This window comes from Pantoea sp. X-Soil-TKNS-1207 (assembly GCF_059730485.1).
On the sequence record NZ_AP035958.1, the window covers coordinates 4013733 to 4032827 of the forward strand.

14 protein-coding genes are annotated in these 19095 nt (G+C 57.8%); 9 read left to right on the forward strand and 5 right to left on the reverse strand.

Annotated features, from left to right (window positions below; translation table 11 throughout):
* Window positions 1-198: 198 nt before the first annotated feature.
* The gene (glpD, locus tag AC6I8V_RS18735; protein ID WP_497843671.1) at window positions 199-1707 is read left to right on the forward strand and encodes a glycerol-3-phosphate dehydrogenase; all 1509 of its coding nucleotides are present in this window, start codon (window positions 199-201) and stop codon (window positions 1705-1707) included.
* A 95-nt stretch (window positions 1708-1802) separates the two neighbouring features.
* On the opposite strand, the gene iolE is transcribed toward glpD, so the two are convergent.
* From iolE to iolD, 3 genes are all read right to left on the reverse strand, one after another.
* Window positions 1803-2699, reverse strand: coding sequence for a myo-inosose-2 dehydratase (gene iolE / locus AC6I8V_RS18740; protein WP_497843672.1), 897 nt, complete (start codon window positions 2697-2699; stop codon window positions 1803-1805).
* A gap of 76 nt (window positions 2700-2775) precedes the next feature.
* Window positions 2776-3789, reverse strand: coding sequence for a bifunctional inositol 2-dehydrogenase/D-chiro-inositol 1-dehydrogenase (iolG, locus tag AC6I8V_RS18745; RefSeq protein WP_497843673.1), 1014 nt, complete (start codon window positions 3787-3789; stop codon window positions 2776-2778).
* Between the two features lie 59 nt (window positions 3790-3848).
* The gene (iolD, locus tag AC6I8V_RS18750) at window positions 3849-5783 is read right to left on the reverse strand and encodes a 3D-(3,5/4)-trihydroxycyclohexane-1,2-dione acylhydrolase (decyclizing) (protein ID WP_497843674.1); all 1935 of its coding nucleotides are present in this window, start codon (window positions 5781-5783) and stop codon (window positions 3849-3851) included.
* Window positions 5784-6310: 527 nt separating this feature from the next.
* Here iolD and AC6I8V_RS18755 point away from each other — a divergent pair.
* The 3 genes from AC6I8V_RS18755 to AC6I8V_RS18765 all read left to right on the forward strand — a co-directional run bounded on the left by AC6I8V_RS18755 (window position 6311) and on the right by AC6I8V_RS18765 (window position 10396).
* A complete protein-coding gene (locus tag AC6I8V_RS18755; protein WP_497843675.1) occupies window positions 6311-8224 on the forward strand; it encodes a bifunctional 5-dehydro-2-deoxygluconokinase/5-dehydro-2-deoxyphosphogluconate aldolase in 1914 nt (637 codons plus the stop codon).
* A gap of 308 nt (window positions 8225-8532) precedes the next feature.
* Window positions 8533-9375 carry a MurR/RpiR family transcriptional regulator gene (locus AC6I8V_RS18760; RefSeq protein ID WP_497843676.1) on the forward strand — a complete coding sequence of 281 codons (843 nt, stop codon included), beginning with the start codon at window positions 8533-8535 and terminating at the stop codon, window positions 9373-9375.
* A 106-nt stretch (window positions 9376-9481) separates the two neighbouring features.
* Window positions 9482-10396: a LysR substrate-binding domain-containing protein gene (locus tag AC6I8V_RS18765; RefSeq protein ID WP_497845886.1), complete on the forward strand. Its 915-nt coding sequence runs from the start codon at window positions 9482-9484 to the stop codon at window positions 10394-10396.
* 135 nt (window positions 10397-10531) lie between these two features.
* On the opposite strand, the gene AC6I8V_RS18770 is transcribed toward AC6I8V_RS18765, so the two are convergent.
* Window positions 10532-10813 carry a CBU_0592 family membrane protein gene (locus tag AC6I8V_RS18770; protein WP_497843677.1) on the reverse strand — a complete coding sequence of 94 codons (282 nt, stop codon included), beginning with the start codon at window positions 10811-10813 and terminating at the stop codon, window positions 10532-10534.
* Window positions 10814-11006: 193 nt separating this feature from the next.
* Between AC6I8V_RS18770 and AC6I8V_RS18775 the strand changes: the two genes are divergently transcribed.
* The 5 genes from AC6I8V_RS18775 to AC6I8V_RS18795 are packed head-to-tail and all read left to right on the forward strand — an operon-like array spanning window position 11007 to window position 18014.
* Window positions 11007-12596: an ABC transporter substrate-binding protein gene (locus tag AC6I8V_RS18775; protein ID WP_497843678.1), complete on the forward strand. Its 1590-nt coding sequence runs from the start codon at window positions 11007-11009 to the stop codon at window positions 12594-12596.
* On the forward strand, window positions 12596-13543 hold the full coding sequence (locus AC6I8V_RS18780) for an ABC transporter permease (RefSeq protein WP_497843679.1): 948 nt from the start codon (window positions 12596-12598) through the stop codon (window positions 13541-13543). The genes AC6I8V_RS18775 and AC6I8V_RS18780 overlap by 1 nt, the downstream gene beginning before the upstream one ends.
* 3 nt (window positions 13544-13546) lie before the next feature.
* Entirely contained in the window at window positions 13547-14377 is an 831-nt protein-coding gene (locus tag AC6I8V_RS18785; RefSeq protein ID WP_497843680.1) for an ABC transporter permease, read from the forward strand.
* A complete protein-coding gene (locus AC6I8V_RS18790; protein ID WP_497843681.1) occupies window positions 14374-15996 on the forward strand; it encodes an ABC transporter ATP-binding protein in 1623 nt (540 codons plus the stop codon). The genes AC6I8V_RS18785 and AC6I8V_RS18790 overlap by 4 nt, the downstream gene beginning before the upstream one ends.
* On the forward strand, window positions 15993-18014 hold the full coding sequence (locus AC6I8V_RS18795; protein WP_497843682.1) for a CocE/NonD family hydrolase: 2022 nt from the start codon (window positions 15993-15995) through the stop codon (window positions 18012-18014). Before AC6I8V_RS18790 ends, AC6I8V_RS18795 begins: the two co-directional genes overlap by 4 nt.
* Before the next feature lie 244 nt (window positions 18015-18258).
* On the opposite strand, the gene iolB is transcribed toward AC6I8V_RS18795, so the two are convergent.
* The gene (iolB, locus tag AC6I8V_RS18800; RefSeq protein WP_497843683.1) at window positions 18259-19077 is read right to left on the reverse strand and encodes a 5-deoxy-glucuronate isomerase; all 819 of its coding nucleotides are present in this window, start codon (window positions 19075-19077) and stop codon (window positions 18259-18261) included.
* Window positions 19078-19095 lie beyond the last annotated feature (18 nt).

Sequence of the window (19095 nt, forward strand, 5' to 3'; positions counted from 1 at the left end):
GCTTAGTTTACCCTGAGTTGCCAGCGCCATAACCTGACAAAGGGTGTGGCTTAGTGTTTTTTTTCGTGCCGGAATGTTAGCTATATCACGCAAAAATGTTTTTATTGGGTTAACCACTGGCATCAATGTTGGTTTCCGATTATTATTATGCTCGAAAACGAACATTTGAGAACTATTCCGAACATCGGAGGAGATGACGTGGAAACCAAAGACCTGATCGTTATCGGCGGCGGCATCAACGGTGCCGGCATTGCAGTGGACGCTGCAGGACGCGGACTGTCAGTGTTAATGCTGGAGGCGCGGGATTTGGCCTGTGCAACCTCCTCTGCCAGTTCTAAACTGATCCACGGCGGCCTGCGCTACCTGGAACACTACGAGTTTCGCCTGGTGGGCGAAGCGCTGGCGGAGCGTGAAGTGCTGCTGAAAATGGCACCGCACATTGCTTTCCCCATGCGTTTCCGTCTGCCGCACCGCCCGCATTTACGCCCGGCGTGGATGATCCGCATGGGCCTGTTTATGTACGACCATCTCGGCAAACGCACCAGCCTGCCGAGCAGTAAGGGCCTGCGTTTTGGCGCAGAATCGGCCCTCAAGCCTGAGATCACGCGCGGATTCGAATATTCAGATTGCTGGGTGGACGATGCGCGCATGGTAGTGCTCAACGCCCAGGAAGTGGTGAAACAGGGCGGCGAAGTGCGTACCCGCACCCGTGTCACCCGCGCCTGGCGCGAAGGCGGTTTGTGGATGGTGGAAGCCGAAGATATCGATACCGGCAAAACCTACACCTGGCGCGCCAAAGGCCTGGTCAATGCTGCCGGTCCGTGGGTAAAACAGTTCTTCGACGACGGCCTGAAGCTGAAATCACCGTACGGCATCCGCCTGATCAAAGGCAGCCACATCGTGGTGCCGCGCGTACATCGTGAAAAGCAGGCGTATATTCTGCAGAACGAAGATCATCGCATCGTGTTTGTTATTCCGTGGATGGATGAGTTTTCCATCATCGGCACCACCGACGTCGAATACAAAGGCGATCCGAAAGAGGTGAAAATCGATGATAACGAAATCAGCTACCTGCTGAAGGTGTACAACGCGCACTTCAAAAAACAGCTGACCAGCGAAGATATCGTCTGGACCTATTCCGGCGTACGCCCGCTGTGTGATGACGAGTCCGATTCACCGCAGGCCATCACGCGTGATTACACGCTGGATGTGCATGACGATAACGGCCAGGCGCCGCTGCTGTCGGTATTCGGCGGTAAGCTGACGACCTATCGCAAGCTGGCGGAACACGCGCTGGAGAAACTGGCGAAATACTATCCGAACGCAGGTCCGGCCTGGACCAAAACCGCGGTGCTGCCGGGCGGCAATATCGCCGGTTCGCGTGAAGATTATGCTGCCAGCCTGCGCCGTCGCTATCCGTTTATCAGCGAAGGTATGGCCCGCCATTTTGCCCGCACCTATGGCAGCAACACTGAAGTGCTGCTGGAAGGCGCGCAGAGCCTTGAAGATCTGGGTGAAAACTTCGGTCACGAGTTCTACGAAGCCGAGCTGCGTTACCTGGTGAAACACGAGTGGGTGTGCGAGCTGGACGATGCTATCTGGCGTCGTACCAAACAGGGTATGTGGCTGAACGATGCCGAGAAGGCCCGTATCAGCGAGTGGCTGGCAACCCACCGCCAGAAACCGACGCTGTCGCTGGCATCGTAAGGCGTTAAACCAGAGAAAAGGCCGTTAACCTGAATAAGGTAACGGCCTTTTTTATTTCACACGCGCCGCGACAAATTCATCGCGCCTGCCTGGCGTTACAGCCCGGTATTCTCACGAATATATTTACGGGCTTTCACCGCATACTCGAACGGGTTAGCCAGCGCCGGATCCTGTTCCGCTTCCACCACCATCCAGCCTTTGTAGCCGAAATCGTCGAGGATTTTGAACACCGGTTTGAAATCAATCACGCCGTCGCCCGGAACGGTGAAGGTGCCTTTCTTCACGCCGTCGAGGAACGACAGCGAGTTCGCACGCACCTCCGCCACCACGCTGTCGCGCACATCTTTCAGGTGTACGTGGAAAATACGCGGCAGGTATTTGGTCAGCACGTCCAGCATCGCCTGCTGTGAGCCTTCGGAATAGTAGATGTGGCCGGTGTCGTACAGCAGGCCGACATTCTCATTGGTTGATTCCATAAAGCGGTCGATCTCCGCCGGCGTCTGGATAGCGGTACCCATATGATGATGCAGGGAGACGCGCATACCTTTCTTCGCCGCGATTTCCGCCAGCTCGTTGTAACCTTCCACCGTCAGACGCCACTCTTCATCGCTGAAAATCGGCTTCTGCTCCAGCACCGGCAGCGTGGTGCCCTGGATGCTTTTGCTCTGCTCGGAACAGCCAATCACGCGCGCGCCCATGGCGTGCAGGAAGTTCATATGATTGGTGAATTCGTCGATGGTTTTCGCTTTGTCGCCGTTGGCGAAGAAGGTGCTGAACCAGGCGTTGCAGATCTGAATGCCGCGAATATCCAGCATCGGCTTCAGTACGGCCGGATCGCGCGGGTATTTGCTGCCCACTTCACTGCCGCTAAAGCCTGCCAGCGCCATTTCGCTCACGGTCTGCTGGAAGGTGTTTTCGCTGCCGAGTTCCGGCATGTCATCGTTGGTCCAGCCGATTGGCGCAATCGCCAGTTTTACATTGTCTTTGTTCATTGTCAGGTCCCTGATTTCAGTGCGGCAGGGCAATCTGCCGCCGTGGATTAATGCCGAACGTAGCGCACGCTCTCGGTTATTTGTTGTAGAAAGTCGGACGTGGCGGCATTTCCACCTGCTCGATGGCACCGCTGTTCTGCGCTTTCAGGCAGGCATCCGCCGCCACGGAGGCCGCAAAGCCATCCCACGCGGAAGGCCCGGTCAGCTGGCCCGCTTTCACATCATTGATAAACGCCTGCAACTCAACGTCGTACGCGTCGATAAAGCGATCTTTCCAGTCGGTGAGGATGGCGTTGCCAAGGCGGGCGTTTTTACGCATCTGAATCGCTGACGGTTCCGGCAGCTTCGCGATACCCTCTTCCCCCACCACTTCGCACTGGATGTCGTAGCCGTAGGCGCAGTTAACAAAGATTTCCACGTCGATGCGGATGCCTTTCCGGGTTTCGAACAGCACGATTTGCGGATCTTTCAGCTTCGCATGGGTTTTCGAGGTCACACGCGGGAACACAACCTGCACGGTTTTGTAGTCGTCTTCGGTCAGCCAGCGCAGCACATCCAGCTCGTGAATCAGGGTGTTGGTGATCGCCATATCGGTGGTGTAGTTTTCCCCGACGCTCTGGTTGCGGTGCGCGCAGTGCAGCATCAGCGGCTCGCCGATCTCACCGTCGGTGATCACTTTTTTCAGTGCGCGGTAACCGGCATCGTACGGGCGCATAAAACCGACCTGCACCAGACGCTTGCCCTGTTTGATCTCGGCGTCGACGATGCGACGGCAGCCTTCGGCGCTCAGCGCCAGCGGCTTCTCACAGAACACCGGCTTACCGGCGGCAATGGCAGCCAGGGTGAACTCTTCGTGTGTCGGGTCCCACGAGGTCACGAGTACGGCGTCAACCTCTGGCGAGTTGATAACCTGATGACCATCCTGATACACCTCGGCCGCAATATTCAGACGTTGCAGCGCAGCACGCGCCCCTTCAACGTTGATATCTGAGACCGCCACCACCTTCGCGCCCTGCAACACATTGTTGCAGCGACGAATATGTTCCTGACCAATTGCACCGGTACCAATAACACCGAGTTTGAGCGTCATAATTACACCTGTAGAGTCGGATAGGGGTAAAACAAGGCCGGAGAAATCCGGCCTGAAGGTTAGTACTTACGCGCTTGTTTGATGTGCGCGTTAAGGTCGTCGGCGATCTGCTGGGTGCGCTCGGAGGTAGAGGCCTGCGCCACACCTACGTGCCACCAGCTGAAGTATTTGTGCACCATCGTTTTTGGCAGCACTTTAATGTCGATCAGAGTGGAAACGGTCTGCTTCTGCGCGTCGATGAGCGCCGCTTTCAACTGCTCCAGCGTGGTGACGCGATAGGTTTTACAACCGTAGCCGCCCGCAATCGCCGCAAAATCCACCGGCACAAAGCCACCATCCAGCTTGCCACCTTCCGGGTTACGGAAGCGGAACTCGGTGGTGAAGCTGTCCATCCCGTGTTCCATTTGCAGGTTGTTGATACAGCCGTTGGTCATGTTATCCAGCAGGACGACGTTGATTTTCGCCCCTTCCTGAATCGAGGTAACCAGCTCGGAGTGCAGCATCATAAAGGAACCGTCACCCACCATCGCGTAAACTTCGCGCTGCGGTTGCGCCAGCTTCACACCCAGCGCCGCATTCACTTCATAACCCATGCAGGAGTATCCGTACTCAACGTGGTACGAGTTGTAATCTTTGGTGCGCCACACGCGTTGCAGGTCGCCCGGCAGGCTGCCCGCTGCCGCCACAATCACCGCATCCTTTGGGAGCTGCTCGTTTAAGGTGCCCAGCACGCTGCTCTGTGTCAGCACCGACTGCGTCAGGCGCTCGAACTCAGCAAACAGCGCTTCACGGTCGATGTGGTCAGCGATTTCCGGGATGAAATCGTCGGTGTTATAGGTCGCCGCATATACGCGCTGCGTCTCTTTCAGCAGCTTGCTCTGCGCCTGATCGATCTGGCCGCCCCAGTGGTTTTCAAAGCCCTGCAACCCATTTTCCAGCGCGGTCAAACCTTCGCGCGCATCCGCCAGCAGCTGCACCGCGTCCAGCTTGTAGCTGTCGAAGTTGTTGACGTTGATGTTGAGATAGCTGACATCCGGGTTCTGGAAAATCCATTTCGAGGCGGTGGTAAAGTCGGTGTAACGCGTGCCCACGCCAATCACCAGATCGGCCTCTTTCGCCAGCAGGTTCGCTGCCAGGCAGCCGGTTTCACCAACGCCGCCAACGTTCAGCGGATGATCCGAGACGATAGTGCCTTTACCGGCCTGCGTTTCCGCAAACGGGATGTTGAAACGTTCAGCGAATTTACGCAGCGCCTCACCCGCTTCGGAATATTTCACGCCGCCACCGCAGACAATCAGCGGTTTATGTTTGCGTGCAATCAGGGCCAGCGCATCTTCCAGCTGGGCCGTGGTCGGCAGACGACGATCCAGACGATGAACGCGTTTCTGGAAGAAATATTCCGGGAAGTCCCAGGCTTCCGCCTGCACATCCTGCGGCAGCGAAATGGTCACCGCACCGGTTTCCGCCGGGTCGGTCAGCACGCGCAGGGCGTTAATGCAGGCGGTCATCAGCTGTTCCGGACGGCTGACGCGGTCCCAGTATTTACTGACGGCGCGGAATGCATCGTTGGTGCTGATGCTGAGATCGTGGCTCTGCTCGATCTGTTGCAGCACCGGGTCCGGCTGGCGCGTGGCGAACACATCGCCCGGCAGCAGCAATAAAGGAATACGGTTGGCCGTCGCCGTGGCGGCGGCGGTGATCATATTGGCCGCGCCCGGTCCTACCGAGGAGGTACAGGCAATAATCTGACGGCGCAGTGACTGCTTGGCGAAGCCAATGGCCGCATGTGCCATGCCCTGCTCGTTACGACCCTGATGCACCACCAGATCGCCGCTGTCCTGCTCCAGCGCCTGTCCCAGCCCCAGCACGTTGCCGTGACCGAAAATGGCGAAAATACCTTTTACAAATTTGCTTTCAACGCCATCCACGTCCAGATACTGGTTATCGAGAAACTTCACCAGCGCCTGTGCCGTAGTCAATCTGATTGTGCCCATATGCTCATCCTTTACATGCTGGTACCTGTGGACCAGGTACAACGCGGTTAACGTTACGCGCCGGAAATGGCGACCGCGGATAAGTGAAACGTGAGGCGATTATAAACAAATATTTTTTCCATAAAATACGATTACAGAAGAAACATTTCATTTTGCGATGGAGATCAAATTCAGCGATGAAACGGACTAAGACGCAGGCCATCGGTGGGGCAAAGTGGAACAGCAGGTAAGTATCCAGGGGGTATAACGAAATTTCATTTCACTTCAGCAGCTTCCTTTATTTCTCAGGGATTTCCTGAGATCTGGCTCACAAGCCAGAGCATCCGCGAAACCCGGCGTTTCCTCCCCCATCAGATGCGGCATTCTCCAGAGTTTTACCTGGTTCACAAAATCGTGACGGATATTTCATTTCATATTGTATTTGGAATTTTTATTCCCCATACTCCGAACATAGCCAATCAGGCACCTTGAGAACCCGGAAGCATAGCGCCCGCAGTGTCTGCTTATCACAGAAGGAAACCATAGGTATGAGTACACAACAGAAGCGGCTTGATGTGATCTGTATTGGACGCATCGCCGTCGACCTCTACGGTCAGCAAATTGGATCACGACTGGAAGACATGAGTACCTTCGCCAAATATCTGGGCGGATCTTCCGGCAACGTGGCGTATGGCACGGCCATTCAGGGCCTGAAATCCGCCATGCTGGCGCGCGTAGGGGACGAACATAATGGTCGCTTTCTGCGTGAAGAGTTGCAGTGCGTCGGTTGCAGCACTGAAGGGCTGATTACCGATAAAGACCGTCTGACCGGCCTGGTGATCCTCGGTATTAAAGATGAAGAGACCTTCCCGCTGATTTTCTACCGCGACAACTGCGCCGATATGGGGCTGGTGCCGGAAGATATTAATGAAGACTTTATTACCTCTTCACGTGCCGTGGCGGTAACCGGTACGCATCTGTCGCACCCGGATACCCGTGCTGCGGTGCTGAAAGCGCTGGATATCGCCAAACGCAACGGCCTGCGCACCGCGTTGGATATCGATTATCGTCCGGTGCTGTGGGGCCTGACCTCACTCGGCGACGGTGAAACGCGTTTCATTGAGTCGACTCAGGTAACAAAACAGCTACAGGAAGTGGTTCACTATTTCGATCTTATCGTCGGAACAGAAGAAGAGTTTCATATTGCCGGTGGCAGCACTGACACCCTGACAGCGCTGAAAAATGTGCGTCAGGCCAGCCAGGCCACGCTGGTTTGTAAACGCGGCCCGCTGGGCTGCGTGGTGTTTGAAGGCGATATCCCGGATAGCTGGGAGCAGACCAAACTGCAAAGCGGCGTGCGCGTTGAAGTGCTCAACGTGCTGGGCGCAGGCGATGCCTTTATGTCTGGCCTGCTGCGCGGCTGGCTCAACGACGAAGGCTGGGAACAGGCTTGTCGCTATGCCAACGCCTGCGGCGCGCTGGTGGTGTCACGCCACGGTTGCGCACCGGCGATGCCGACCAAAGAGGAACTGGATGACTTCCTCAGCCGTGATAAAGCGGTGAAACGCCCGGATCGCGACACTCGCCTTAACCATCTGCATCGCGTCACCACGCGCAAACAGCAGTGGCCGGAACTGAACGTGTTCGCCTTTGACCACCGTAAGCAGCTCGCCGATATGGCGCGTGAAGCCGGAGTGGATGAGAGCCGCATTCCACAGCTCAAATTGCTGCTGCTGAAAGCGGCGGAAGAAGCCGCACAGCAGGCGGGTCTCGACGGTAAGAGCGGCATCCTGGCCGACACCACCTATGGCCAGAAAGCGCTCAACGCCATCACCGGTAAAGGCTGGTGGATTGGTCGCCCTATCGAGCTGCCGAGTTCACGCCCGCTGCGTCTGGAGCATGGCAACATCGGCTCTCAGCTGATCGACTGGCCGCAGGAGCATGTGGTGAAATGCCTGGTGTTCTACCATCCGCACGACAGCGCAGAATTGCGGAAAGAGCAGGACGATCTGATTCTGGACGTGTGGAAAGGGTGTAATAAGAGCGGGCACGAGCTGCTGCTGGAAGTGATTCTGCCGGAGAGCAATCCGGACCGCAATGAAGCCTACTACATTGAAATGCTGAGTCATTTCTACAGCCTCGGCATCCAGCCAGACTGGTGGAAACTGCCACCGCTGTCGGCGGAGAGCTGGCAGGCGATCAGCGCCCTGATCGAACAGCAGGACCCGCACTGCCGCGGCATTCTGCTGCTGGGCCTCGACGCGCCGGAAGAGAAACTGAAAGCCGGTTTCGCCGCCGCCGCTCAGGCTCCGTGGGTGAAAGGGTTTGCCGTGGGTCGCACCATCTTTGGCCAGCCTTCACGCCAGTGGTTGCAGGGCGAGCTGGATGACCAGGCGCTGATTGAAACGGTGAAAGGCAATTATCTGCGCCTGATTGAGTACTGGCGCGCAGCACGCGGTTGAGTTCTGCCGTGCGCCCATCAATGCGTCATCTGGGTTGGTGCGTTTGTTAACACGGTGCGCATAAATGCGCACCCTACAGGTGTAGGGTCGCCATTCATGGCGACCGAATGAAAAGACGCACCCGTAAGGTCGCCATGAATGGCGACCTTTTCATATTCTGCACCACCCTACCGCTCCCCTGCTTTTTGTGAGGCATTTCATAAACCGATGAAATAACCTTCACGATGCTGTCAAACAAATGAAATTTTCCATCCGTCTGGTACTATAGCGCTCATTATCCAGCCATAATTTTTTAACGGGCAGAAGTAATGACCAATAACCCCACCCAATTGACCTTGTTACAGGACGACATTCGTCGTCGTTATGAGACGCTGAGCAAACGCCTGAAACAGGTGGCGCGTTATATCCTTGATAACAGCAACAGCATTGCTTTTGATACCGTCGCTTCTATCGCCCAACAGGCCGATGTGCCGCCCTCCACGCTGATCCGTTTTGCCAACGCTTTTGGTTTCAGCGGTTTTAACGAAATGAAACAGGTTTTCCGTCAACACCTGATGGAAGAGACGGTGAACTACACCGAACGCGCACGTTTATTCCGCCAGACGGCAACAGACGACAGCGCCACCTCGCCGGAAAGCCCGGTTGAGATCCTTAACGTCTTCACCATGGTCAACAGCCAGGCGCTGCAACAGCTGGCGATGCAGGTCAATCCAGACCAGCTCAATAAAGCGGTGAAGCTGCTGAATGAAGCAGAAAACATCTACATCATCGGCCTGCGTCGTTCATTCAGCGTCGCCTCATATCTGGTGTATGCGCTGCGCCATCTGGAGCGTCGCGCCTTCCTGATCGATGGCCTCGGCGGCATGTTCACCGAGCAGCTCAGCATGGTGAACCCGAAAGATGTGGTGATTGCCATCAGCTACTCGCCGTATGCGCGTGAAGCGGTGGAGCTGGTTGAACTGGGAGCCAAACGTGGCGCGCACCAGATCGCCATCACCGACAGCCAGGTCAGCCCGCTGGCCGCATTCAGCGATGTCTGCTTTGTGGTGCGTGAAGCGCAGGTGGATGGCTTCCGCTCCCAGGTCGCCTCACTGTGCCTGGCGCAAACCCTCGCCGTTTCACTGGCGCTGAACAACGTCGAAAAAGCCTGACCCTCCCGCTGGCAGCGAGACGCTTGCCAGCCTTAATCGCGATGGTTAGTGTGTGAGGATCGCTGCCGCTGTGGCAGCACATTCTCCCCGCACCGAGGCAGGATTGATGCAGATCGAACCCTTACCGCCGCTCAACACGCTGATTGCCTTCGAGTGTGTAGCGCGCTATGGCAACATTTCCCGCGCCGCTGAAGAACTCAACCTGACGCAAAGTGCCACCAGCCGCCAGATTTTGCAGCTGGAGGAGATGCTGGGCTGCAAACTGTTTACCCGTACCCAGCGCCGCGTATTGCTGACGCCGCGCGGTGAAGCCTATGCCACCCAGGTACGTCAGCAGCTCTCCGCCCTGTCGCACGCCACGGCGGAGGTGATGGGCTGGAATGGCCTGCCGCAGGTGACTATCGCCTGCACCAGCGCCATGGGTTCCCTGTGGCTGGCCCCGCGCCTGTCGGCGCTGCATCGTGAATTGCCCGATCTGCAAATCCGCATGAAGATCTCCGACAGCTTCGGCGATCTGCGTTCGTCGGAATTCGATCTGGCGATCTTCTATCTGCGCGAAGCGCCGCCCGGTTTTCAGGCCAGCCCGCTGTTTGACGAAATCTGTTATCCGATGTGCGCCCCCGCTTTTATGCCGCGCCTTGAACCGGACGCCCCGGCCGAGTCGCTGCTGCAACATATGCTGCTGATTCAGGACGATCCACAGCGTGAATGGACTGGCTGGAGCGACTGGTTTGCCTCGCAGGGGGTGCTGGGTTTTGTCCCGCGTCAGACCTGGCGGGCGAATAATTATCCGTTTCTGGTGCAGGCGGCGTTGCGCGGCGACGGGATATTACTCGGCTGGGAGGGCCTGGTGCAGGATCATCTCAATCGTGGCGAACTGGTGGCTGCCCATGCGGGCAAACTGGCGGCCAATGGCAAATGCTTTTTGCTGACCCCGGAAGATCGCTACATCAAGCCGATTGTGCGCCATGTTATTAGCTGGCTACAGCACAACCATCAGACAGAAATTTTACCGAGATAAGAAAAAGGTGACGCAGCAGATTATTTGCCGCGCCACCCTTTAGTCGGAACATAAGCTATTTAATAGCTTGTCATAGGTTTTTCTTATATTTAAACACACGAAAAAAATAAAACCGGTGCGATGAAATCCCATTCTTTATTGCTGGGTATCCAAAGGTGGAAGTTTATTTTTTAATGTGCCACGACGACGATGTGAAGCATGCATACCAACCAGCGTAAAAATTAACCACATCGTTTGGGAAATCACCATCGCCAAATTAAAATCGTGGCTAAGTGAATAGAGTCCGCAAACGCCTCCCGCGATGTTTAGACAAGCATAAACATCTGAATCTATGACTAATTTACGCAGCTGAACCAGCGCGTACGCCAGTAAATAACAAAAAACACCGATTAGCCCAACTATCGTATGCAGTTCCACATGCCTTTTCCCTGGTGTTGCTCAGTGATCAGGAAATTATCTTTTTTGTGGGTGTTCTGCTGCGCGTTTTTCGCATAGTCTGATACGAAAATCTCATACATCAGGTTTTATTGGTTTTGATATAAATCAGGAATAACTGCGCTCAGGCTCAGGTGATAAGTAAAACAGGGTGAATAACAACGGAGAAAAATAAATGAAAGACGAGCATTCAGACATGACGAAATACCTTCAGGGCGCAAATTTGAGCCGCCGTTCATTTATCAATACTGCCGCGCTGATTGGTGCGGGTACGGCTTTATCGCTCTCGCCTTTCTCCGGCTTTGCAGCCGAAGCGACACCGAAAAAAGGTGGCGTACTGAAACTCGGCATGTCTGGCGGCAACACCAGCGATTCACTCGATCCCACGCTGTTTAGCGACTGGGTGCCGCTGAACCAGGCCTATATGCTGATGAACGGCCTGATCGAGATTGATGAGAACAACAAAGCCACGCCAGAGCTGCTGGAGAGCTGGACCGCCCAGCCAGGCGCGCAGGAGTGGACCTTTAAAGTGCGCCAGGGCGTCACCTTCCATAACGGTAAGACGCTGACGGTGGAAGATATTCTCTACTCCATCAACCTGCATCGTGGCGACCAGTCACGCAGCGCCATCAAAACCCAGCTGGCGAGCATCACTGAGCTGAAGAAAAGCGGCGATAACGAAATCACGCTCAAGCTGGACAGCGGCAACGCCGACCTGCCATACCTGCTGGCGGATTACCACCTGGTGGTCGTCCCGGATGGCTTTACCGACTGGAAACACCCGATTGGCACCGGCGGATTTATCTTCGACCAGTATCAGCCGGGCGTGCGTTCTTACTTCAAACGTAACCCCAACTACTGGAAACCGGACCGCGCTTTTGTGGATGCCGTCGAAGTGCTGGTGATCAACGATGCCACCGCACGCACCAACGCGCTGATCTCCGGCCAGGTGCACGCGATCAACCGTGTGGATTTCAAAACCGTCGACTTCCTGAAACGCAGCCCGGCGCTGAATATCGTGCGTTCGTCCGGCGGTCAGCACTTCACTTTCCTGATGGATTGCCGCGTCGCGCCCTTCAATAACAACGACGTCCGCATGGCGATCAAGTACGGTATCGATCGTGAAAAACTGCTCGCCACCGTGCTGCGTGGCTACGGCACGCTCGGCAATGACCATCCGATCCCGAAAACCGACCGCTTCTTCAACAAAGCCCTGCCGCAGCGTGCTTACGATGCTGATAAGGCCAAATTTTATCTGAAGAAAGCCGGACTCAGCACCCTGCCGGTTGAACTCTCCTCCTCGGATGCCGCCTTTGCCGGTGCGCTCGACGCTGCCGCGCTGTTCCAGGGCCAGGCCGCCGCGGCCGGGATTCAGGTCAGCATCAAACGTCAGCCCGCTGACAGCTACTGGGACGATGTGTGGATGAAAGCACCGTTCAGCATGGGCTACTGGGGTGGACGTCCGACTGCCGACCAGATGTTCTCCACCGCGTGGCAATCCACCGCCAAATGGAATGACACCCACTGGAAGAACGAGAAGTTCGACAGCCTGTTACTTCAGGCCCGTTCGCTGCTGGACGAGCAAAAACGCGCGGAGATCTATGGCGAATTGCAGCAGATTGCCAGCGATGATGGTGGCGCGATGATCCCGCTGTTTGGTGACTATCTTGATGCCACCAGCAAAAAACTGGGCGGCGTGAAACCTCATCCGATGTTCAACTTTATGGGTGGTCGCCTGGCGGAACGCGTCTGGCTGGAGTCGTAATGAAAAAGCAGATTCTTCATCGCCTGCTGCTGGGCCTGCTCACGCTGTGGCTGGTTTCGCTGCTGATTTTTGTCGGGACCGAATTGCTGCCTGGCGATGTCGCCAGCGCGATCCTCGGACAAAACGGCACGCCGGAAACCATCGCGGCGCTGCGCAGCCAGCTCGGGCTGGATCAGCCCGCCATCTGGCGCTACCTGCACTGGCTGGGTGGCGTGTTGCATGGCGATCTCGGCAACTCGCTGGCGAACAACCAGCCAATCAGCGCCGAGCTGTTGCCGCGGCTGGCCAACACGCTGTTCCTCGCCGGTTATGCCGCCATCATCGCCATTCCGCTGGCGGTGCTGCTCGGCATCGCCTCGGCGGTGTGGCGTGGTTCGTGGTTTGATCGCTTAGCCAACTCGCTGACGCTGCTGAGCATCTCGGTGCCGGAGTTCTTCGTCGGTTACGTGCTGGTGATCTTCTTCGCTATCCGTCTGGCATGGTTTCCCAGCCTGGCGCTGGTCGATCCTGATGCCGGTTTCTTCGCACGCTTATATGCCTGCACCCTGCCGATGCTGACGCTGGTGCTGGTGGTGCTGGCCCATATGCTTCGGATGACGCGTGCCTCGGTGGGCGCGGTGATGTCGAGCAGCTATATCGAAACCGCGCTGCTGAAAGGGTTGTCGCGCTGGCGTATCGTGCTGGGCCATGCGCTGCCGAATGCGCTGGCGCCGATCATCAACGTTATCGCCTTCAACCTGGCCTATCTGGTGGTTGGGGTGATTCTGGTCGAGGTGGTGTTTGTCTATCCCGGCATCGGGCAACTGATGGTGGATGCGGTCACCAAACGCGATCTGCCGGTGGTACAGGCCTGTGGGCTGCTGTTTGGCGGCACCTATATTCTGCTCAACACCGCCGCCGATCTGCTGGCGATCTGGTGTAACCCACGACTGCGCCATGCGAGGTAAGCCATGAAACGAGTAAAAATTCGCACGGTGCCGATCTCGGCCATGCTCGGCCTGGCGATCATTGCCATCAACCTGATCGCCGCGCTTTTCGCCCCGTGGCTGGCGCCGCACAGCGAAACCGCGCAGGTCGGCGATATCTGGATGCTGCCGTCTGGCGCGCTGCCGCTCGGCACCGATAGCCTGGGCCGCGATATGCTGTCGCGCATTCTGTTTGGCGCGCGTACCACCATCGCCATCGCGCTGGCCATCACCGCCATCTCCTTTGTGGTCGGCATTCTCACCGGTTTCACCGCAGCGATTTATGGCCGCTGGGTGGACGTGGTGCTGACGCGCATCGTCGATACCCTGATGTCGATTCCGGTGCTGATTCTGGCGCTGATTGTGCTGTCGGTGCTTGGCACCTCAATTCCGGTGCTGGTCGGCACCATCGCCCTGCTGGATGCCACCCGCGTGTTCCGTCTGGCGCGTCTGGTGGCGCAGGGGATTGTCTGTCAGGAGTATGTCGAAGCGGCGCGGCTGCGCGGCGAAGGGCTGGGCTGGATCGTGCGTAAGGAGATCCTGCCCAACGCCATTCCGCCGCTGCTGGCCGAGTTCGGTATGCGCTTCTGCTTCACCTTCCTGTTTATCGCTGGCCTGAGCTTCCTTGGGCTGGGTATCCAGCCACCCTGGGCCGACTGGGGCAGCATGGTGCGCGACAACGCGCAGGCGATTAACTTCGGCCAGCTGGCCCCGCTCTACCCGGCCGCCGCCATCGCCCTGCTGACCATTGGCGTCAACCTGGTGGTTGACTGGCTGCTGGTGCGTAACAATCTCTCGCTGGGGGAAGAAGGATGATCAAACCCATTCTTGACATGCGCGGCCTGCGCATTGAAACCGACCAGGGCATTCCGCTGGTGCAGAACATTTCGCTGAGCCTGAAGCCCGGCGAAGTGCTGGGACTGATTGGCGAATCCGGTGCCGGTAAATCCACCATCGGCCTGGCCGCCCTTGGCTACGCCCGCCCTGGCTGCCGCATCGCCGGGGGCGAAGTGCGTATCGCCGGGCAGGATATCGTGCCGCTCTCCAGTAAAGAGAAGCGCGAAATCCGTGGTAAACGCGTCGCCTATGTGGCGCAGAGCGCCGCCGCTGCCTTTAACCCGGCGCTGACCATCGGCAAACAGGTGTGCGAAGGCCCGATTCGTCATGGCCTGATGAATGCCGCAGAAGCCCAGGCGTGGGCAGTGACCCTGTTCCGCGCGCTGGACCTGCCTGAGCCGGATACCATCGGCCAGCGCTATCCGCATCAGCTCTCCGGCGGTCAGTTGCAGCGTGCGATGGCGGCGATGGCGATGTCCTGCAAACCGGATCTGCTGGTGATGGACGAACCGACCACCGCGCTGGATGTCACCACCCAGATTGAAGTGCTGGTGATGCTGCGCAAGCTGGTACGTGAGTTCAACACCGCCGCGCTCTATATCACCCACGATCTGGCAGTGGTGGCGCAAATTGCCGACCGCATTATGGTGCTGCGTCAGGGCAAAGAAGTGGAGTGCGGCAGCACCACGGATATCCTGCAAAACCCGCTGGAAGCCTACACCCAGCGGCTGGTATCGGAACGCGCTCATGCGCTGACGCCGGTGCACGCCGATAACCTGGCGCAGGGACAGCTGCTGACCATGCAAAATCTCGCCACCGGCTACAACGGCAAAACCGTGGTGCACGGCGTGTCGCTGAGCATCGCCAAAGGCGAGACGCTGGCGATTATCGGTGAGTCGGGCAGCGGCAAAAGTACCCTGGCGCGCGCCCTGTGCGGTTTGCTGGGCGATACCGCCGGTAACGTTACCTTTGCCGGTCAGACGCTGGCGAACCGCTATCAGCAGCGCGACAAAGAGACGCTGCGTCGCATTCAGATGATCTACCAACTGCCGGATGTGGCACTGAATCCGCGCCAGACCATTCTGGAAGCGATTGGCCGCCCCATCGCCTTCTATTTCGGGCTGGATAAACGCCAGGTACGCAGCCGGGTGGAAGAACTGCTGCGCCTCACCGAGCTGCCGCTCAACCTGATCGATCGCTATCCCGGCGCGCTGTCTGGCGGACAGAAGCAGCGTGTCTGCATCGCCCGTGCGCTGGCCGCCGAGCCAGAGCTGATTATTTGCGATGAAGCCACCTCGGCGCTCGATCCGCTGGTGGCGGAAGAGGTGCTCAATCTGCTGCGCCGTTTGCAGGAGCAGCTGGGTCTGTCGTACCTGTTTATCACCCACGACCTCAGCACGGTGAAACGCATCGCGCAGCAGGTGGCGGTGATGTATCAGGGCAACGTGGTGGCGCAGGGGCCAACCGAACAGGTGTTCAGCGCCCCGATGCACAGCTATACCGAGAAACTGCTGACTTCAGTGCCGGAGATGCGCACCTCCTGGCTGGATGAAGTGCTGGGTCAGCGTCAGTCAAATGCAATGGCAGGAGCCTCATGAAAACCCTCGTAACGCAATTTCCCCACAGCGTCAGCGTGACGGAGCATCTGTGGATCACCCTGAAAGACGGCACCCGACTGGCGGCACGCATGTGGCTGCCGCTCTCTGCCAGCCAGCAGCCGGCGCCCGCCATTCTCGAATATATTCCCTATCGCAAACGCGACGGGACACGTACGCGCGATGAGCCGATGCACGGCTATTTCGCCGGTCAGGGTTATGCGGTGCTGCGCGTGGATATGCGTGGCAGCGGCGAATCCGACGGCCTGCTGGCGGATGAATATCTGTTGCAGGAACAGGAAGATGCGCTGGAAGTGATCGACTGGATCAGCCAGCAGGCATGGTGCAACGGTGCCGTTGGCATGATGGGCAAATCCTGGGGCGGTTTTAACTGCCTGCAACTGGCGGCGCGTCGTCCACCGGCGCTGAAAGCCATCATCACCGTCTGCTCCACCGACGATCGCTACAACGATGATATTCACTACAAAGGCGGCTGCCTGCTGAATGACAACCTGTGGTGGGGCGGCATTATGCTGGCCTACCAGAGCCGTCCGCAGGACCCGCAGCTGGTGGGAGATGGCTGGTATCAGGACTGGCTGCACCGGCTGGAAAATATGCCCTTCTTCCCGGCGCTGTGGATGGAGCATCCGCTGAAGGATGCCTACTGGAAACACGGCTCGGTCGGTGAGAACTGGTCAGATATTCAATGTCCGGTCATGGCGGTGGGCGGCTGGGCCGACTCCTACAGCAACGCGGTATTTCGTCTGATGGATAACCTCGAGGTGCCACGCAAAGCGATTATCGGCCCCTGGGCGCATATCTATCCGCAGGACGGCACGCCGGAACCGGCTATCGGCTTCCTGCAAGAGGCGGTCAGCTGGTGGGATCGCTGGCTGAAGCAGCAGGATAATGACGTGCTGGAGGGACCGCGCGTGCAGGCGTGGCTGAACGACAGCCAGCGCCCGGATTCGCAGCGTCCAAAAGCCTTTGGCGAATGGATGGCCATCGACGGTGATACCGACGAGGCAACCACGCCGCAACGCTGGCATTTGCAGCCTGGCGTGCTGGCGACCAGCCCGCTGGCTGAAGCGAGCTGGCAGGCGATCTGTACGCAGCAAAACCACGGCCTGTTCGCTGGCGAGTGGATGGGTGCGGGCGTGCTGGGCGAAAGCCCAAGCGATCAGCGTATGGATGACGGGCTGGCGGAGAGCTTTGACAGCCTCCCGCTGAGCGAAAGTCTGAGCATTTACGGCTTCCCGCAGTTCAGCGTCAGACTCAGCAGCGACAAACCGGCGGCGATGCTGTACGTACGCCTGTCCGATGTCGCGCCGGATGGGGCATCAACCCGCGTCACCCACGGCTGGGTGAACCTGAGCCATTTGCAGGGGCAGGACAAAAACGTGCCGCTGACGCCGGGCGAAACGGTCGATGTCAACGTGCAGCTGGACGGCATTGCCTGGCGTTTTGCCGCCGGACATCGTCTGCGCATCTCGCTGGCAACCACCTTCTGGCCGATGATTTGGCCGATGGCGGAAGTGGCGACGCTGAACGTCAACCTCGCCAGCGCCACCCTCGATCTGCCGGTCTGCCGTCAGGTGGAACCGATTGCCGGACCGAACCCGCAGCCGGAAACGGCGGCCAATACGCCGCTGACGCTGCTGTCGCCGGGCCGGGTTGAACGCGAGCTGCGTTACGACGTGGTGCACGACAGCTGGGAAAGTGTCACCCACGGCGTCGGCGGAGTGTTTGGCGAAGGGGTGTATCGTTTCGACGATATCGATACCACCGTCGACCACAGCCTGCGCCGTCAGCTGACCGTGCATAACCAGGACCCGCTCTCGGCCCATTACCTGCTGACGCAAAGCATGAAGATTGGTCGCGAAGGCTGGTGGACGGAAACGGATATCGTGCTGGAGATGCGCAGCGATCTGACGCATTTCATTATTCGCGGCGAGATGAAGGTGCAGCACAACGGCGAAGCGGTGTTCGAACGGCAGTGGGATCGTCGTATCGCGCGGTGATAGTGCGGGGAAAGTGCGGTGTTCAGCCAGGTCGGCATAAATGCCGACCCTACACCGTAGGGTGCGCATTTATGCGCACCGTATTAACAGCCGCACAAGGGTTATCGCATTTATGCGCACCGTGTTAACGGCCGCACAAGGGTTATCGCATTTATGCGCACCGTATTGATTGATAGCCGCACCGCCAGACAAAAAGGGCGTTACTCCTCACGGAATAACGCCCTTTTTTATGCCGCAGGCGGACTTATTTGCTGCGCGGATACTTATCGCTGTTCACCCAGGCGTGATCTTTCTCCCAGGTAAATTTCCACAGACGTACCGGCCCGGCCATCACGTTCAGATAATAGTTGTCATAGCCCGCCAGCGTCGCCACCGGATGGTAGCCGCGCGGAACGGTGACCACGTCGCGGTTATACGGCGCCATGCACTCGTCGAGCGAACGGTCGTCGGTATACACGCGCTGCATGGCGAAACCTGGCTCCGGATCGAAACGGTGATAATAGGTCTCTTCCAGATAGGTCTCGTCGTTGCTCTCTTTCTGATCGTGCTTGTGGCTTGGGTAAGAACTGGTCGCGCCCTCGTCGGTGTAGACTTCCACCACCAGCAGGCTATCGGCCGGTTTGTTGTCCGGCAGAATGTTATGGACCAGACGCTGGTTGCGTCCCTTACCACGATGCTCAACGCCGACATCTTCCGGCGCAATCAGACGCGCCGGCAGGTTGCCCTGGCTGGGGGCGTTACACACCGCCAGCTCCAGATCGCTATCGGCGTAGACTTCCACCTCATCGTTATGCGGTACATACACCGAATACGGCGGAATACGCTCGAACGGCGACAGACGCTTGCCCAGATTCGGGAACTCGGCATGGCGGGTTTTCACCGAAGCAAAACCGGCAACCAATACCAGACACAGCTCTTTGTCTCCGCTACTCAGCTTCAGGGTTTGTCCTTTCTTCAGCAGATAAGCATCAAAGCCCACGTATCCCCAACCGGCGCTTTCCGGCGTCACATGCTGGATACGGCCGTTGCCATCTGGCTGCTGCGCTTTCGAAAGTAGTGACATCCCAATCCTCCTCTGTTC

Bases quoted from the DNA above. Each gene is read 5' to 3' on its own strand.
- iolE (WP_497843672.1), bottom strand. From the start codon at position 2,699: ATGAACAAAGACAATGTAAAACTGGCGATTGCGCCAATCGGCTGGACC.
- iolG (WP_497843673.1), bottom strand. From the start codon at position 3,789: ATGACGCTCAAACTCGGTGTTATTGGTACCGGTGCAATTGGTCAGGAA.
- iolD (WP_497843674.1), bottom strand. From the start codon at position 5,783: ATGGGCACAATCAGATTGACTACGGCACAGGCGCTGGTGAAGTTTCTC.
- AC6I8V_RS18755 (WP_497843675.1), top strand. From the start codon at position 6,311: ATGAGTACACAACAGAAGCGGCTTGATGTGATCTGTATTGGACGCATC.
- AC6I8V_RS18760 (WP_497843676.1), top strand. From the start codon at position 8,533: ATGACCAATAACCCCACCCAATTGACCTTGTTACAGGACGACATTCGT.
- AC6I8V_RS18765 (WP_497845886.1), top strand. From the start codon at position 9,482: ATGCAGATCGAACCCTTACCGCCGCTCAACACGCTGATTGCCTTCGAG.
- AC6I8V_RS18775 (WP_497843678.1), top strand. From the start codon at position 11,007: ATGAAAGACGAGCATTCAGACATGACGAAATACCTTCAGGGCGCAAAT.
- AC6I8V_RS18780 (WP_497843679.1), top strand. From the start codon at position 12,596: ATGAAAAAGCAGATTCTTCATCGCCTGCTGCTGGGCCTGCTCACGCTG.
- AC6I8V_RS18785 (WP_497843680.1), top strand. From the start codon at position 13,547: ATGAAACGAGTAAAAATTCGCACGGTGCCGATCTCGGCCATGCTCGGC.
- AC6I8V_RS18790 (WP_497843681.1), top strand. From the start codon at position 14,374: ATGATCAAACCCATTCTTGACATGCGCGGCCTGCGCATTGAAACCGAC.
- AC6I8V_RS18795 (WP_497843682.1), top strand. From the start codon at position 15,993: ATGAAAACCCTCGTAACGCAATTTCCCCACAGCGTCAGCGTGACGGAG.
- iolB (WP_497843683.1), bottom strand. From the start codon at position 19,077: ATGTCACTACTTTCGAAAGCGCAGCAGCCAGATGGCAACGGCCGTATC.